Source organism: uncultured Abyssibacter sp. (genome assembly GCF_964000955.1).
Taxonomy (GTDB): Bacteria; Pseudomonadota; Gammaproteobacteria; order Nevskiales; family OUC007; genus Abyssibacter.
Map to the genome: position 1 here is coordinate 1 of NZ_CAXFCL010000311.1, position 15,518 is coordinate 15,518.

General features: G+C 65.2%; 10 protein-coding genes and 1 pseudogene. 4 read left to right on the forward strand and 7 right to left on the reverse strand.

What is annotated here, in order from left to right; translation table 11 throughout:
• Positions 1 to 3,564: pseudogene (gene metH, locus ABNS06_RS14775) on the forward strand (methionine synthase); the annotation flags it as partial.
• A gap of 217 nt (positions 3,565 to 3,781) precedes the next feature.
• Positions 3,782 to 5,479: a PAS domain-containing protein gene (locus ABNS06_RS14780; protein ID WP_348675359.1), complete on the forward strand. Its 1,698-nt coding sequence runs from the start codon at positions 3,782 to 3,784 to the stop codon at positions 5,477 to 5,479.
• Between the two features lie 4 nt (positions 5,480 to 5,483).
• Here the strand turns inward: ABNS06_RS14780 and ABNS06_RS14785 are convergent, their stop codons facing one another.
• Together ABNS06_RS14785 and ABNS06_RS14790 are read right to left on the reverse strand one after the other, a co-directional pair.
• Positions 5,484 to 6,746 carry an EAL domain-containing response regulator gene (locus ABNS06_RS14785; RefSeq protein WP_348675360.1) on the reverse strand — a complete coding sequence of 421 codons (1,263 nt, stop codon included), beginning with the start codon at positions 6,744 to 6,746 and terminating at the stop codon, positions 5,484 to 5,486.
• Positions 6,743 to 9,508, reverse strand: coding sequence for an ATP-binding protein (locus tag ABNS06_RS14790; RefSeq protein WP_348675361.1), 2,766 nt, complete (start codon positions 9,506 to 9,508; stop codon positions 6,743 to 6,745). The genes ABNS06_RS14785 and ABNS06_RS14790 overlap by 4 nt, the downstream gene beginning before the upstream one ends.
• A gap of 377 nt (positions 9,509 to 9,885) precedes the next feature.
• Between ABNS06_RS14790 and ABNS06_RS14795 the strand changes: the two genes are divergently transcribed.
• Positions 9,886 to 10,086, forward strand: a complete 201-nt coding sequence (locus tag ABNS06_RS14795) for a DUF4169 family protein (protein WP_348675362.1) — start codon at positions 9,886 to 9,888, stop codon at positions 10,084 to 10,086.
• 25 nt (positions 10,087 to 10,111) lie between these two features.
• On the opposite strand, the gene ABNS06_RS14800 is transcribed toward ABNS06_RS14795, so the two are convergent.
• The 3 genes from ABNS06_RS14800 to ABNS06_RS14810 form a co-directional block, all read right to left on the reverse strand.
• Entirely contained in the window at positions 10,112 to 10,516 is a 405-nt protein-coding gene (locus ABNS06_RS14800) for a SirB2 family protein (RefSeq protein WP_348675363.1), read from the reverse strand.
• An 85-nt stretch (positions 10,517 to 10,601) separates the two neighbouring features.
• Positions 10,602 to 12,119 (reverse strand): NAD(P)/FAD-dependent oxidoreductase, encoded by a 1,518-nt coding sequence (locus ABNS06_RS14805; RefSeq protein WP_348675364.1) that lies wholly within the window; start codon positions 12,117 to 12,119, stop codon positions 10,602 to 10,604.
• Positions 12,109 to 12,984, reverse strand: coding sequence for an SDR family oxidoreductase (locus ABNS06_RS14810; RefSeq protein ID WP_348675365.1), 876 nt, complete (start codon positions 12,982 to 12,984; stop codon positions 12,109 to 12,111). Before ABNS06_RS14810 ends, ABNS06_RS14805 begins: the two co-directional genes overlap by 11 nt.
• A gap of 126 nt (positions 12,985 to 13,110) precedes the next feature.
• Here ABNS06_RS14810 and ABNS06_RS14815 point away from each other — a divergent pair, with 126 nt between their 5' ends.
• Complete coding sequence (locus ABNS06_RS14815) at positions 13,111 to 13,698, forward strand: TetR/AcrR family transcriptional regulator (protein WP_348675366.1); 588 nt, start codon at positions 13,111 to 13,113, stop codon at positions 13,696 to 13,698.
• Here the strand turns inward: ABNS06_RS14815 and ABNS06_RS14820 are convergent.
• Entirely contained in the window at positions 13,695 to 13,949 is a 255-nt protein-coding gene (locus ABNS06_RS14820; RefSeq protein ID WP_348675367.1) for a hypothetical protein, read from the reverse strand. The genes ABNS06_RS14815 and ABNS06_RS14820 overlap by 4 nt on opposite strands.
• 74 nt (positions 13,950 to 14,023) lie before the next feature.
• Positions 14,024 to 15,502, reverse strand: coding sequence for a hypothetical protein (locus tag ABNS06_RS14825; RefSeq protein ID WP_348675368.1), 1,479 nt, complete (start codon positions 15,500 to 15,502; stop codon positions 14,024 to 14,026).
• Between the last annotated feature and the right edge of the window lie 16 nt (positions 15,503 to 15,518).

Consider the following 15,518-nt stretch of genomic DNA (forward strand, 5'->3'; position numbering starts at 1 on the left):
AGGGCAACAACGACCTGTTGTCGCTGACTCAGCCCGACATCATCCGCGAGATTCACGGTCAGTATCTGGACGCCGGCTCGGACATCGTCGAGACCAACACGTTTTCGGCGACGACGATCGCCCAGGCCGACTACGGCATGGAGTCACTGGCCTACGAACTGAACAAGGTCTCGGCCGAACTGGCCCGCGAGGCCGCCGAGGCCCGCAGCACCGCGGACAAGCCGCGCTTTGTGCTCGGAGCCATCGGCCCGACCAATCGCACGGCATCGATCTCGCCCGACGTGAACGACCCCGGCAAGCGCAACGTGACCTTCGACGAACTGGTCGTGGCCTACAAGGAAGCGGCGACCGGCCTGCTGGACGGCGGCGTCGACGGACTGCTGATCGAGACGATCTTCGACACGCTCAACGCCAAGGCGGCGATCTTCGCCTGCAAGCGACTGCTGCGCGAACGTGGCGTGGATATCCCGCTGTTGATCTCCGGCACCATCACCGACGCGTCGGGCCGCACCCTGTCCGGCCAGACCACCGAGGCGTTCTACAACTCCATGCGCCATGCCCGCCCGCTGGCGATCGGGCTGAACTGCGCGCTTGGCCCTGACGCGCTGCGCCAGTACGTCGCCGAGATGGCCCGGATCGCCGAGGGCTACACGCTGGCCTACCCGAATGCCGGCCTGCCGAACGAGTTCGGCGAGTACGATCTGGAGCCGGAGGACATGGCCGAATACGTCGGCGAATGGGCCGAGTCCGGTCTGGTGAATCTGGTGGGCGGCTGCTGCGGCTCCACCCCGGAGCACATCGCCGCGATCGCCGGAGCGGTGGCCGGCAAGGCGCCGCGCAAGCCCGCGTCGCTGGACCCCGCCATGCGCCTGTCCGGCCTGGAACCCTTCACGGTCGCCGCCTGAACCACATCGAAAAGCAATGAAATCAACAGCAACTTTCGTCAACGTCGGCGAACGCACCAATGTCACCGGCTCCGCCCGCTTCAAGCGCCTGATCAAGGAGGGCGACTACGCCACCGCGCTGGATGTGGCCCGGGACCAGGTCGAGAACGGCGCGCAGATTATCGACGTCAACATGGACGAGGGCATGCTGGACTCGGTCCAGGCCATGCGCACCTTCCTGAACCTGATCGCCGGTGAGCCCGACATCGCCCGCGTGCCGATCATGATCGACAGCTCCAAATGGGAGGTGATCGAGGCGGGCCTGCAATGCGCCCAGGGCAAGTGCATCGTCAACTCCATCTCGCTGAAGGAAGGCGAGGACAAGTTCATCGAACAGGCACAGCTGTGCATGGACTACGGCGCCGCCGTCGTGGTCATGGCCTTCGACGAGACGGGGCAGGCCGACACCGAGGATCGCAAGGTCGAGATCTGCGAGCGCGCGTACAAGGTGCTGACGGAAACGGTCGGTTTCCCGGCCGAGGACATCATCTTCGACCCCAACATCTTCGCTGTCGCGACCGGGATCGAGGAACACAACAACTACGCCGTGGACTTCATCGAGGCGACCCGCCGCATTCGCCAGTCCTGCCCGCACTGTCACATCTCCGGTGGCCTGTCGAACGTGTCGTTCTCGTTCCGCGGCAACGAACCGGTGCGCCGGGCCATGCATTCGGTGTTCCTGTACCACGCCATCGCCGCCGGCATGGACATGGGCATCGTCAACGCCGGCCAGCTCGACATCTATGACGATCTGGCCCCCGAACTGCGCGACCTGATCGAGGACGTGATTCTCAACCGCCGGCCGGACGCCACCGAACGCCTGCTGGAGGCCGCCGAGCGCTTCCGCGGCGACGGCAAGGCCAAGGAAAAGAAGGATGACCTGGCCTGGCGCGAACAGCCGGTGGAGAAGCGGCTGGAACACGCGCTGGTCCGTGGCATCGACGCCTACGTGGTCGAGGACACCGAGGAGGCCCGGCAGCGCGCCGAACGGCCGCTGCATGTGATCGAAGGGCCGCTGATGGACGGCATGAACGTCGTTGGCGACCTGTTCGGCGCGGGCAAGATGTTCCTGCCGCAGGTGGTCAAGTCGGCCCGCGTGATGAAGAAGGCCGTGGCCCACCTGATTCCGTTCATCGAAGCGGAGAAGGCCGAGGGCGGGCGCGAGTCCGCGGGCAAGATCGTGCTCGCCACGGTGAAGGGCGATGTCCACGACATCGGCAAGAACATCGTCGGCGTCGTGCTCGGCTGCAACAACTTCGAGGTGGTCGATCTGGGCGTCATGGTTTCGGCCGACACCATTCTCGATACCGCGCAGAAGGAGAATGCCGACATCGTCGGGCTCTCCGGCCTGATCACGCCATCGCTGGACGAGATGGTCTATGTCGCCAGCGAGATGCAGCGACGCGGCATGAAGCAGCCGCTGCTGATCGGCGGTGCGACCACGTCGCGGGCGCACACGGCCGTGAAGATCGACAAGGCCTACGACGAACCGGTCGTCTGGGTGAAGGACGCCTCACGCGCCGTCGGCGTCGCCGCCAAGCTGCTTTCGGAGCAGAAGGCCGACTTTGCCGCCGAGATCACCACCGAGTTCGACAAGATTCGCGCCCGCCACAGCGGCAAGTCGAAGCAGAAGCTGCTGAAGCTGCCGGCGGCCCGCGCCAACGCCTGGTCCTGCGACTGGTCAGCCTACACGCCGCCGAAGCCGCTGGAGCCCGGCGTGACCGTGTTGCGCGACTATCCGATCGAGACGCTGATCGACACCATCGACTGGACGCCGTTCTTCATCGCCTGGGAAATGAAGGGCAAGTACCCGGAGATCCTCAACGACCCGACCAAGGGCCCCGAGGCACGCAAGCTGTTCGACGACGCCCAGGCGATGCTGAAGAAGATCGTCGACGAGGGCTGGATTCAGGCGCACGGCATCTGCGGCTTCTTCCCGGCCAATGCGGATGGCGACGACGTGATCGTCTACACCGACGAATCCCGCGAGACCGAACGCTGCAGGCTGCTGAACCTGCGTCAGCAATCCGAGCACCGCGCCGGGGTGCCGAATCACTGCCTCGGGGACTTCGTCGCGCCGGCGGGTTCGGGCCTCGCCGACTGGGTCGGCGGTTTCGCGGTGACAACGGGGGATGGCATTGAGGCGCACGTCCAGCGCTTCAAGGATGCTCACGACGATTATTCGGCCATCATGCTCGAAGCCCTGGCGGATCGGCTGGCCGAGTCCTTCGCCGAACATCTGCACAAGCGGGTCCGCACCGAACTGTGGGGTTACCAGCCCAACGAGTCGATGAGCAACGAGGACCTGATCGCGGAAAAGTATCAGGGCATCCGTCCGGCGCCCGGCTACCCGGCCTGCCCCGAGCACACGGAGAAGGACACCCTGTGGAAGCTGCTCGACGTCGAGTCGGAAATCGGCATCCAGCTCACCGAATCCCGCGCCATGTGGCCCGGCGCCTCGGTCTCAGGCTGGTACTACTCGCACCCGGACTCCCGCTACTTCGTCGTCGGCCGAGTGGGCAAGGACCAGGTCGAGGACTACGCCAAGCGCAAGGGCTGGGACCTGGCCACCGCCGAGCAGTGGCTGGGGCCGAATCTGGGGTACGAGCCGGAGGATTGACGGAAGCACGTGGCCATCTGTGGCCTGTGGCATCCCGAAAGGCGCTCGACTAGACTGACTTGATCGGCCATCTGTCCGGGTGGGGGGACTCGACAGATTCAATGACCAGACATCCAGTCACTGGCGTTGTCGGCCCGGAGCGAGGGAACGCCCGAACCATTTTGGCCGCTGCTGCCGTCGTGTTCCGCCGCTTGCCGTTCCAAGCCGGCGTCAGCCGATGCGGCTGAACGACTCGCCGATTCTGCCCGCGCTCGCGGCCCTGGTATTGGCCGTTGCCGGCGTGATCCTGTTCCGCGAATACGCCGGTCAGGCGCCACCGCCGCTGGTCACCGAGGCGTTGGTCATTCTGGCGATCCTGCTGGTTGCACTGACGTTCCAGGCCTACCGTCAGACCCGGGAGGATGGCGACCTGTCGGACAGGGCGTCCTGGGCATTCACCTGGCATGACGACACGCTGCAGCTCACACCGCGGCTGTCCTCGGAAATCGGGCTCGGCTCCACATCGTGGACCGATACCGCGCTGTATGCGCGGCTTGCTCCGAACGATCAGTCGGCCGTCAGGCGGGCGGTCAAGCAGCACCTGGAGCACGGTACCGCCTTCGCCCTGCCGCTGAGCATTCATCGCAGCAATGGCGACAGACTGGGCATGTGGATGCAGGCAGAAGCCGTCGATCGCACCACGGCGTCGGAGGCGACGATCACCGGAATTCTGCGCCCTCTGACCGACGACGAGGCGGTGCTGGCCAAGGCGCTGGAGCGGGTGAGCCTTGCCGTGAGTGGTGGCCGAGACGGCCTGTGGGACTGGGACATCGAGTCCGGCGAAACCTGGTTCTCCCCACGGTTTCTCGCACTGCTCGGATACCCGGAAGACGATGGATTCCCGTCGAATTTCCCGGGCATACAAGACCGCCTCCACCCGGCGGAGGCGCAGGAGGTGCTGGCTCGGATGGGGGCACTGCCCCGCGAGGAAACCGGCTTCGACATCGAGTTCCGGCTGCGCACGCGATCCGGCGAATACCGCTGGTTCCGGTCACGCGGCGAGGCGTTGCGAGGCGCGGACGGGCGAGCCTACCGCATGACCGGGTCCATTCAGGACATCCACGACCGCCGGGACGCGATCGCGCGCGCGAGCTCCATCAATGACGAGGCCCGGGGGCTCGCGCACCTCATGGACATCCTGGAATTTGCCCCTGACATCGCGTTCTGGTCCTGGGATATCGCAACAGGCTTCTTCTGGAACTCGGACAAGTTCTCCAGAGTGCTGGGCATCGACGACGTGCATCAGCGCATCAGCACCCGGGAGACGTTCTGCGGTTTTCTGCACAAGGATGACCGGTCTCGCGTCTACCGCGCCATGGAAACCGCGATCGAGGACGTTGCGCCGTTCCGTCAGAGCTTCCGCGTCGTGCTGCCAAGCGGAGACACGCGATCCATCGAGATGTGGGGCGCGGCACTGTCCGACCGCGACTCGCTGGTTCGCGCGCAGACCCAGGTGTTCGGCGGTGCCATCTGGAGTCGCGAAACCGCCGAACACACGGCGCGCTACCGGGACCGGCTGGAAGCTGCCGTCGCGAAGGCGCCGATCCCCTGCGTGGTGCTTGATGCCGAGCGGCATGTCGTGCTGATCAATGCCGCGGCCAGCAACGTCTACGGCCTCGATACGACCGGCTTCCCACTGGTAGGGCGATCCATGCACCGGGTGATTGAGACCGAACCCCTGGCCGACTACGCGGCCGCCTGCGAGGATTTGCTGACCGGCCGCGAGGAGACGGTCATCCTCGACGTGATCCGGACGTCCGCTGGCCGCCGGCAATCGCTGCAACTCCGGCTGGAAGCCCTCCGCAGCGAGGATTTCGGCGTCGACGGCATCGCCGAGTTCGTGAGCCGGCAGGGCGAGGGCGACATCACGGCGTAGGACTTCAGCGGTTGGCGAGGCTTCGAGCCGACCATCCGTCCATCCAGGTCATCAGTGAGTCGCTGTCCATGGGACGGGCGAAATAAAACCCCTGGACCAGATCGCAGCCAATCGCCTCGACCAGCGCGAGCTGGTCCTGGGTTTCCACGCCTTCGGCGGTGATGGTCAGCTCCAGCTGCTTGGCCAGATGCACCGTGGATTCCAGGATCGCCCGGCCCCGGTCGCTGACCATCGCCTCGACCACGAAGGAGCGGTCGAGCTTGAGTTCGGAGAACGGCAGGTCCTGCAGCTTCTGCAGGTTGGAATAGCCGGTGCCGAAATCGTCGATGGACAGGCTGAACCCGCGCAGCGCAATCCGGCTGAGCAGCTCCATGGCGGCCTTGGCGTCCGCGGCGATGCGTGACTCCGTCACCTCCAGGTAAACGGCTTCCGGCTGGATGTGCTGCTTGTCGAGAATGTCCAGCAACTTGCGGACAACCGCGTCGCCCGCGTCGCCATCACCGAGGTTGAGTATCTGCATGGACATGTTGAACGAGGTATCCACGCGATAACCGCGCGTCGCCCAGTCGGCCATGTCGTCGACGCCCTGCGACACGATCGCCAACGTCAGTTCATTGATCAGGCCGGCCGCCTCGGCCAGCGGAACGAACACGCCCGGTGAGACATGGCCGTAGGTTGGATGTTTCCAGCGCGCCAACGCCTCCACACCGCCGATCGTGCGATCGTCCAGCCGCACCTTGGGCTGGTACACGGGATAGACATGACCCTGCTCCAGCGCGTGTCTGAGATCGTCCGCCGTCGGCCGGAAGCTGGAACGGGCACCGAAGTGCCTGGGCGTACGCGCCTCCTGCTCCGCCCGCCGGAACATCCTCCTCAGATCGGCCTGCGTCACGGGCTTCTGCAATACGCCCAGGAGATGCAGCCGGTGGCTTCGGGCGAGCCGCCCCGCGGTGTCGAGAATCGCCCGGCGCTCTCCGGACACGAGGATCACACCCCCGGCGAACCTGAGATCCGCCAGCCGGCGCACGAACTCCAGACCGTCCATGTTGGGCATGTTCAGATCGCAGAGAATGGTGTTGATGTCACCGGGATGATCCGCGACCACGGACAGCGCTTCCGCCCCGTTCAGGCAGCATCGCACCTCGTCCACGCCGATTTCATGCAGCGCCCGCGTCAGCACCTGCTGGGTGATCTCGTTATCCTCCACCACCAGCACGCCACCCGTTGACGCCTTTGCCGAACCCTGGCCGCCCACGCCGTTGGTCATGACTGTGTCCTTATCCAGTCCTTCAATTGGTCTTTCGCCTCCGGCAGTTGCCCAACCAGTGGCCCGATACGGTCCATGTCACCGGCATCCGCGGCGTGTTCAATCTGTTCGAGCAGGTCACGGAGACGAATCGCCGCCACGCTCGCGGCCGCCGATTTGGAGCCGTGGGCAACCTGCTTGATCGTGTTCGGATCGGGTGGCTTGAGCGTGAGCGCCGCCCGCAATTCATCGATCGTGGACTCGAGCTGCTTCAGGTAGCTCTCGCAGAGCTGACGATGAAACACCGGGTCGTCCCCGATCGCGGCCCTGGCGGCCGCGACATCTACGACCGGCGGCGCCGCCGTGTCGTTCCCCGGCGCCGGCTGCCGCGGCGGCGAGTCGCCCATCGGTGGCGGCTCATCCTCGGTGTCACCCGGCAGCCACTTTTCCATCAACTGCTTCAGCGCGCCGATCGCAACCGGCTTGCTCACGAAGCCGTCCATGCCCGTGTCGATGCAGGCCTCCCGCTCGCCGGATATCGTCGCCGCGGTGATCGCGATGATCGGCGTACGCCGTGACGCACCGGCTTCGGCGCTCCGAATCATCGTCGTCAGCGTGAATCCGTCCACCCTGGGCATGTGCAGATCGGTCAGCAGCAGCGCGATCCGTCGCCGGCTCCAGATCTCGTACGCGTTCTGTCCGTCATCGGCGACGATCGCCGTGTAACCGAGCGAGGCCAGCTGCCGCACGATGACTTCCTGATTGATCTTGTTGTCTTCCGCCAGCAGAACCAGGCTGCCGGCGGCCTCGGCCTGGTCCTGGGTCAGCAGCGAGCGGCGCGATGCTGGCAGCGCTTCCGCATGCGCCTTAGCGGGCGCGCTGCCATTGATGCGACCGTCAGCGATGGCCAGCGCGTACAGCAGCGTGGACTGCCGTAACGGGTTGCTCGGACAGGCAACCACGCCGTTGTCCTCCCGCCGCGGCTCCTCGCCGCTGAGCACACGCAACGCGACCGTGGCCATGCCCTTCGGGTCCGACGGGGAGCGGTCGCGCAGCCATTCGAAAATCTGATCGTGATTCGGCAATTCGCTGTCGATGATCACGTGATTGACGGGGGGGCCGGCCGGCGCGTTCAGGGCCGATCGCAGTCGCGGTATCGAGTCGCAATTCACCGGCACGCCACCAGCGTGGGCGACATAACGTGATGCATAGTCCAGCAGCGTATCCCGTATCGACACGATCGCCACCGCGGCGCCGTCCAGGCGGCACTCCGGCGGAATCGCGGGTGAGGTGTCCACCGTTGCCAGCGGCAGGGCCACCGAGAACACGCTGCCGGCACCCTGCGTCGATTGCACGCGAATGGTGCCGCCCAGCAATTCGACCAGGCGCGACACGATACTCAGCCCGAGACCGGTACCCCCGAATCGGCGACTGGTCGAGGTGTCCAGCTGGGTAAAGGGACGAAACAGTTGCTGCTGCTGTTCCTGCGACATCCCGATCCCGTTATCGCGCACGTGAATGGTCACGGGCACCGTCTGGTCGGTCATCTCCCCGCAATCCACGGTGACCAGCACCATGCCAACCTGATACCGCTGACCCGCCGAGAACTTGATCGCGTTGGTGATCAGATTGCTCAGAATCTGGCGAATCTTGGCCAGATCCCCCCCGACCAGCGCCGGCAGCTCCGGCGCCACGAAGCTGTGCAGCTCGACGCGCCGCTGCGAGGCGAAACCCTGCATGGTCGCCACCTGGTCATGAACCAGTGATTCCAGATCAAAGCTGATGACTTCCCGCGCCATCTGGCCGGACTGGATTTTGGAGAAATCCAGGACATCGTTGATCACCGTCAGCAACGACTCGCCCGATCGCTGGATCAGGTGCACCAGCCGTGTCGCCTCGGCCGGCATGGGCTCCCGCGAGAGCAGGTCCGCGGTGGCCACGATCCCATTCATTGGCGTACGGATCTCGTGGCTCATCATCGCCAGGAACGCGTCCTTGGCGTTGCCGGCGGCGTCGACCTCGCCCCGGAGCGCCTCGACCTCCAGCGAGCGCGCCCGGAGCTTGTCGGCCATGCGCTGGAGTTGCTGCGCGACCTTGTTGAGAGGTTCGATGGCTCCCGCGAAGCGCCGTCTGCTGGGCACGATGGCCAGCAGGATCAGCACCGTCAGTCCGAAGATGGTCAGCAGCGCGTTGATGGTTGCGGTCAGCTGAAAGTGCTCGATCTGCTCCTTGTATGCCGCCACCTCGGTGTCGACCTGCGCGTCATAGGCGGCGATTAGCTGATCGGTGCGGCGCGCGACTTCCTGCAGGTAGTCCGCCGAGCAGGTGCCGGGTTCCTGGAGCAGGAAATTGACATGACCTTCCGTGAGACTCGCGACTTCCCGGAGGCGTGCCGCACGGTTTCCCTGCTGCACGATCGTCGATTGCGCGGTGACCAATTCCTGCATCATCTCGCTCTCGCTGGACGAAAGGCGATCCATCGAGGCGGCGCTGGGCGGCGCGCAGACACGAAACTTGCGCCGCCAGCCCAGTTCGGCCGCATGCCAGCGCTGCTTTCCCATGGTATTGACGACTTCGGTGGACGTGGTCAGCGCGCCCGCCGTCCGCGTCCTGGCGACCAGGGCGAGACACACCGTCAGCACGAAGAACAGCGCGACCACGCCAGTGGCCCGCAGAACGCCACGCCGATACCGCCGAAGCTCTGCCAGCACATCGTCGAGTTGCCGTGCGTAGTCAACGCCGTCGGCGGACGACTCTCGGCCGTGACCCGGATCCCCAGACATCGGCAACTACCCCTTGGCCTCCATCCGGTGGACGCCACTTTCCGGGAACGCACGTCAGTTGTTGGTGGTTTCCGTGCAATTCCGCATTTAAAGGTTTGATCTGTGCAGAACGGCACGAGCATGAACCAAGGCCACGCAGATTGCTACCTTTTGGGTAGTAAATCCGGCGAGGCGCTCGAAAACGGCGGAAATGCCGTCATTTCTCCCAAGGGGAGTCGAGGCGGCCCGGTTCCCGAACGTCACCGCGGGGGATGGCATCCGGCATGCCGCCGGCCCCAAACCCTCGTAGACTTGCGCCTGGCGGCGCGGATGGTTGCGACCTCTGGTCAGAGCGCGTTCCGCCTCGGCGTATCCCCTGGCGTGCATCCGGTCATCGAATGGGCAAGGTCAGCAACCTCAACAAGTTTCGCAAGCGCAAGGCACGTGAAGATGCCGCGACCCAAGCGGCGGAGAACCGGGTCCGGTTCGGGCGCACGAAGGAACAGCGGCAGCGTGATGACGCGCAGTCGGAGCGGACGAAACATCGGCTGGATCAGCATCGTCGTGAGCAGGCGCCCGACGAAGACAGCTCTGGATGAGTCAACTCACGGCGTTCCGGCCGATCTACACCCAACCGGGTAGTGAGAGCACGCCAAGCGGGTGCCGGGTCAGAGCAATGGACAGCATGAACAGATAGGTCGCAATCGCCGCGACGAAGAACGTCGCACGATGACGCCGGCTGCGCCCCTTGCGTAGCGCCCAGATTCCCAAACCGATGTAGACCAGCAGCAATGTGAGCTTCACGGCCAGCCATGACGACGTGATCGGCGATTGACGCGTGATCCACATCAACACGAGTCCGGCGAGAAGCAGCACGCTGTCGTTGGCGTAGGTCAGGCGCTTCAGACCGGGTTGCCGGCTCCAGGCGGAATCGCCCAGCATCAGCAACCCACGGAGCACGAACAACGCGCCCGACAGGAGCACGGTGGTGACGTGCAGCGTTTTGACCAGCGAATAGAACTCGGGCATTCAAGCGACCGCCATGGAGCGGTCCGCATCGTAACGCGACCACGAATCAGGTCACGCCACGCTCCGCCGCCGATCTCACACGGTGTCAGGCCACCTCGCGTGTCGGCGCGGCCATCGTTTTCCGCTCCGATGACGCCGGATATAACCGCATCGTGCCGTCCTCGATCCGGCTCAGCCGTGTCGCCGCAAGGTCCAGAATGTAGTTCTGATGCACGCGCCAGGGCGCCTCGCTGCCCTGCTGCGGCATCACCCCCCGGGCGCGCTGGATATAACCGGCGTCCAGATCGACCATCAGCTCCGGCTCGACCGATTCCCCGCGCTCCGGCAGGCAAACGTTCGCGCCTCGCTTGTCCATCCGCTTGAGCAGCCGGCAGACATACTGGGCGGTCAGATCGCATTTCAGCGTCCACGAGGCATTGGTATAGCCGAAGGCGAAGGCGAAGTTCGGCACGCCGTCGAGCATCATGCCCTTGTAGATCAGCTTGTCGGCCGTGTTGACTGGCTCGCCATCCACGCTCAGCGATGCACCGCCGAACAGCTGGATCACCAGACCCGTCGCGGTCACGACAATGTCGGCCTCGATGTCCTGGCCGGATCGCGTGCGGATGCCCGTGGGCGTGAACCGCTCGATGTGGTCGGTGACGATGGAGGCCTGGCCCTTGCGCAGCGCGCGGAACAAGTCCCCGCCCGGAGCGATGCAGAGCCTCTGATCCCAGGGCTTGTAGCTGGGATTGAAATGCGTGGCCGCATCGACCCCGCTGCCAAGCTGCTTCTGCGCGAAGTGCAGCAGCTTGGAGCGCGTGTCATCCGGGCGCCGGCGCGCGTACTGATAGAAGTACATGCTCAGCGCGATGTTCTTCCAGCGGGTCAGCGAACCGGCTGTCCGCTTGGGCAGATACCGACGCAGCTTGCCCGCCATCGCGTCGATACGCGGCAGGTTGACGACGAAGGTCGGCGAGCGCTGAAGCATGGTGACGTGCTCGGCGTCCTCCACCAGCGACGGCACCAGCGTGATGGCCGTGGCGCCGCTGCCGATGACGACGATGCGCTTGCCCGTGATGTCCAGGTCCTCGGGCCAGTGCTGCGGATGGACCCGCAGACCCTGGTAGTCCTCGACATGCGGGAAACTCGGCAGATAGCCGGCCTGGTAGTCGTAGTAACCCGAACAGGCATAGAGAAAGCGACAGGTGAACACCTGCTCGGTTCCGTCCGTCGCGCAGGTCACCGTCCAGCGCGAGGATTCGGAGCACCAGTCAGCCTTGGTCACGCGATGGCCGAAACGGATGCTCCGGTCGATGCCGTACTTGGCCGCGGTGTCCTGGATGTAGCGGCGGATCGATTCGCCGTCGGCGATGCTGACATCGCTGTCCCAGGGCTCGAAGGGAAAGCCCAGCGTGCTCATGTCCGAATCCGAGCGGATGCCCGGGTAGCGGAACAGATCCCAGGTCCCGCCGATGGCGTCACGCGCCTCGACGATGGCGTAGGTCTTGTCCGGGCATTCGGTCTGCAACCGGTACGCGGCATCGATGCCGGACAGGCCGGCACCGACGATCAGCACATCGAGGTCGCGCATCGCGCTGGACTGGCTGCCGTCAAATGCCACGAGCGCTCTCCGTGGACACGGCGGCCGCGGGGTCCTTGCGTGGGTACCGACGCAGGATCAGCGACTGGTAGCCGGACCCCAGCAGGCGGGCGATCTTGTCCAGGGCCCGGGCGTCCGGGCCTACCACCACGCGGCGGGCGTTGCGCTTGACCGCGTTCAGAATGATCTCGGCCGCGCGATCCGGCGTGGTGGTCTGAATCATCTTCTCGGCCATGCGCTTGTGGGACTCGACCGAGTCGCCGGTCAGGCGGGTCACGCTGTCGTCGATGCGACCGGACTGATTGATTCCGGTCGCCACACCACCCGGATGAACACAGGTCGCGCTCACCGGTGCGCCTTCCATGTCCAGTTCCATGCGCAGCGTCTCGGTGTACCCGCGAACCGCGAACTTGGCGGCGCAGTAGGTCGCCTGGGTGGGCATGCCCACCAGCCCGAACAGGCTGGACAGATTGACGATGTGACCCTCACCGGATGCGCGCAGATGCGGCAGAAAGGCCTGCGTGCCGTGAACGACGCCCCAGAAGTTGATGTTCATCAGCCACTGGAAGTCGTCCAGCGATGCGGTTTCCGCCGCGGCGGCATGCGCGACGCCGGCGTTGTTGAACAACAGGTTGACGCGACCATGGTTTGCGACGATGTCCTCGGCCCAGGCAAACACCGCGTCCCGATCGGCGACATCCAGCGTCGTGGTCGTCACGGTCGCACCGGCGGCCTCCGCGAGCCTGGCCGTTTCCAGCAGGTTTTCGGCGTTGATATCGCTGAGCGCCAGATCAACGCCTGCCCGTGCCAGGTTGAGTGCCAGCGCACGACCAATACCCGAACCCGCGCCGGTGATGGCGGCGACCTTGCCCTTGAACTGTTTCATCGAAAACCCGCTATGTGAAGACGAATGTCGTCACTTTACTTCTGAGGACAAGTGTCGTCAAATGTGATGATGAATGCAGCAGCCCGCCCCCGCCGGGTCTACGGGGGACAAAGTCACGAAGACCGCATGGCCGAACGGCGCAAGGCGTTCGTGGATGCCGGTTTCGAGTTGATCGGCACCGAGGGCTACCGGGCCGCGACGGTCCGGGCCGTGTGCAAGCATGCGGGGTATACCGACCGATACTTCTATCAGCTGTTCGGCAGCACGGAGGGCCTGCTGCTGGCGGTTTACTCGCAGGTCAGCGAGCAACTGAAACAGGCCCTGGTCACGGCGATGGACGGTACCGACGCCAGCATCGAGGCCCGCAGCGAGGCAGGACTTCGGGCGTTTTTCCGCTTCATGCGTGATCCGCGTAACGCCCGCATCATGATCTCGGAGGTGCTGGGCGTCAGCGACGAGATCACGGCGCTCTACATGCGAACCGTTGTGGAGTTTGCCGGGCTGCTCATGGCCGCGACGGCATCGCTGGAACCCAGCCTCGCCGAACCGAACGAGGACAACGCCATATTCGGTCAGTCGCTGATCGGAGCGGTGATCTACGCGGCCGGCGCCTGGGCCATGGGCGGCTACCGCCAGCCGGAGGAGAGCGTGATCGCCGGCTGTCGGTCCATTCTCATCGGCGCGCTGACGCAACGCCTGAAGGAAGCTCCTTAGGCCGACCCGGTGCTGCGGCGCTGCAGGGCGTCGAATTCCTGATCCAGCTGCCAGTCGCGGTCGGCGACCACGGCCTCCAGCGACGCGATGCGCTCGCGCAATGCCGTGGTCTCGCTGTCGTCCCGGTTGTCGCGGCCCATCCCGCAGGCCCAGTCATCGATACGCCAGTCGAAGCGGCGGTCCAGCCACATCATCAACGTGATGAAACCACCCAGCATCAGAAACTTGACGATCAATTCCACCGATTCCATCGCATTGCTCCAGAGGATTTACGGTGATAGTCCCGTCCTCCGACGGATTTCTTACAACACCGGAGCAACAAATTTCAGGTCATCCGTTCCACGGTCAGCGGCTGGGCGATAATCCACAGCCCGGCGATGGTGAGCATCACCATCAACACCAGCAGCGCGAGCTGGCTGACGGCGGCATCGCGGCGCGAGCGAAACACCCGTACGGCGACACGGTGGGAGACGTAAACCCCCAGCACGTGACCGATCAGGATCAGTGCGACCTGCGTGTGCCAGACCCAGGCCATGTCCGGCAGAAACGGCGCCCTGAGCTTCATCGCGGTTCCGAACAGGTTCCAGCCCCAGCCGAAGGGGTCGGACAGCAGGCTGACGATCTTCAGACCCTGCGTGAGCAGCAGGGTGGCGTAGTGGGTCATGTGGTAGACCAGCGCGATCGGCAGCAGCGGGTAGGCGAAATCCAGCGCCAGATCCCTCAGGCCGCGGTCGCTGCGCGTCAGTGCCCTGGCCACGGCGATGCAGAGCATGTAGACCCCGAAGTAGATGAACGGTGACGCGATCAGACAAAGCGTCTCCCAGCCGATGTACCACTGACGCGCCAGCAGGATGTTCTCGATCGGACGGGTACCGATCAGCTGCTCGACCCAACCGGTCGGGTCGTTCCAGAACAATCGCACCCAGAACTGGGTGGCGCGCAGCCCGTCGAACGCGGTGGTCGACAGCATCGCCATGATGAACACCACGGTGCTCAGCCGCTCCGGCCGTTCGTCCACCAGACCCGACAGCGGCGTGCGACCCAGCAGGCGCGACGGCTGCCCGCCATTGCCGCGCCGAAACGCCAGCGGCGCCATGCGACCGATGTGGCGGAAGTACACCGAGAAGAACTCGCAATGGCCGAACCAGGCCCGGACTCCGACCAGCCAGACGCCAAGCACGTTGATCCCCGTATACGCCAGCAGCAACCCGCCAAGCTGGCGCGGCACGCCACGGCCGAACAGCTCGAACCAGATGAAACCGAGCAGCAGCACCAGCGCCGGCCAGTCGCCCAGCCGCTCGTGGTAGGTGACGCGCCCGCGCACAAACTCCGGCCAGCCGCGGCCCAGTGCGGCCGCGAGCCCGCGCCAGGGGTTCAGCACGGCGTACACGTTGCCGATCAATGCCGTGACATAGGTCAGCCCCAGCACGATCACGACCCAGAAGAACGTCATGCTGAAGTTACGGTACGGATCACGGTTGCCAACCAGTGCCGTGGCGATCGTCAGCAGCAGCAGCGCCACGCTGAACCCTTGCAGGACGGGGCGGGCACGGCGCAGGCCGCGCGCCCAAACGGTCCCGGTCAAATCGCGGGCCGGCCGCATCGATCCGACCGTGGGCACGGCGACGAAATACAGCGCGATCAGAAAGGACACCACTAGCACCGCGGTGGCGCCCCAGGCATATAGCCAGAACGGGACCGGCAGGTTGTACAGGCGGCCGAACCCGTGCGCGGCGACGACGGTCGGCAGGCACAGGATCAGCCCAAGACCCGCCCGGGCGGCGCGTGTTGGCCGGCTCAGCATCCGACGGCGAAGCTCA

Coding starts and splice junctions, on each gene's coding strand:
- ABNS06_RS14780 (WP_348675359.1), top strand. CDS start 3,782: ATGCGGCTGAACGACTCGCCGATTCTGCCCGCGCTCGCGGCCCTGGTA.
- ABNS06_RS14785 (WP_348675360.1), bottom strand. CDS start 6,746: ATGACCAACGGCGTGGGCGGCCAGGGTTCGGCAAAGGCGTCAACGGGT.
- ABNS06_RS14790 (WP_348675361.1), bottom strand. CDS start 9,508: ATGTCTGGGGATCCGGGTCACGGCCGAGAGTCGTCCGCCGACGGCGTT.
- ABNS06_RS14795 (WP_348675362.1), top strand. CDS start 9,886: ATGGGCAAGGTCAGCAACCTCAACAAGTTTCGCAAGCGCAAGGCACGT.
- ABNS06_RS14800 (WP_348675363.1), bottom strand. CDS start 10,516: ATGCCCGAGTTCTATTCGCTGGTCAAAACGCTGCACGTCACCACCGTG.
- ABNS06_RS14810 (WP_348675365.1), bottom strand. CDS start 12,984: ATGAAACAGTTCAAGGGCAAGGTCGCCGCCATCACCGGCGCGGGTTCG.
- ABNS06_RS14815 (WP_348675366.1), top strand. CDS start 13,111: ATGGCCGAACGGCGCAAGGCGTTCGTGGATGCCGGTTTCGAGTTGATC.
- ABNS06_RS14820 (WP_348675367.1), bottom strand. CDS start 13,949: ATGGAATCGGTGGAATTGATCGTCAAGTTTCTGATGCTGGGTGGTTTC.
- ABNS06_RS14825 (WP_348675368.1), bottom strand. CDS start 15,502: ATGCTGAGCCGGCCAACACGCGCCGCCCGGGCGGGTCTTGGGCTGATC.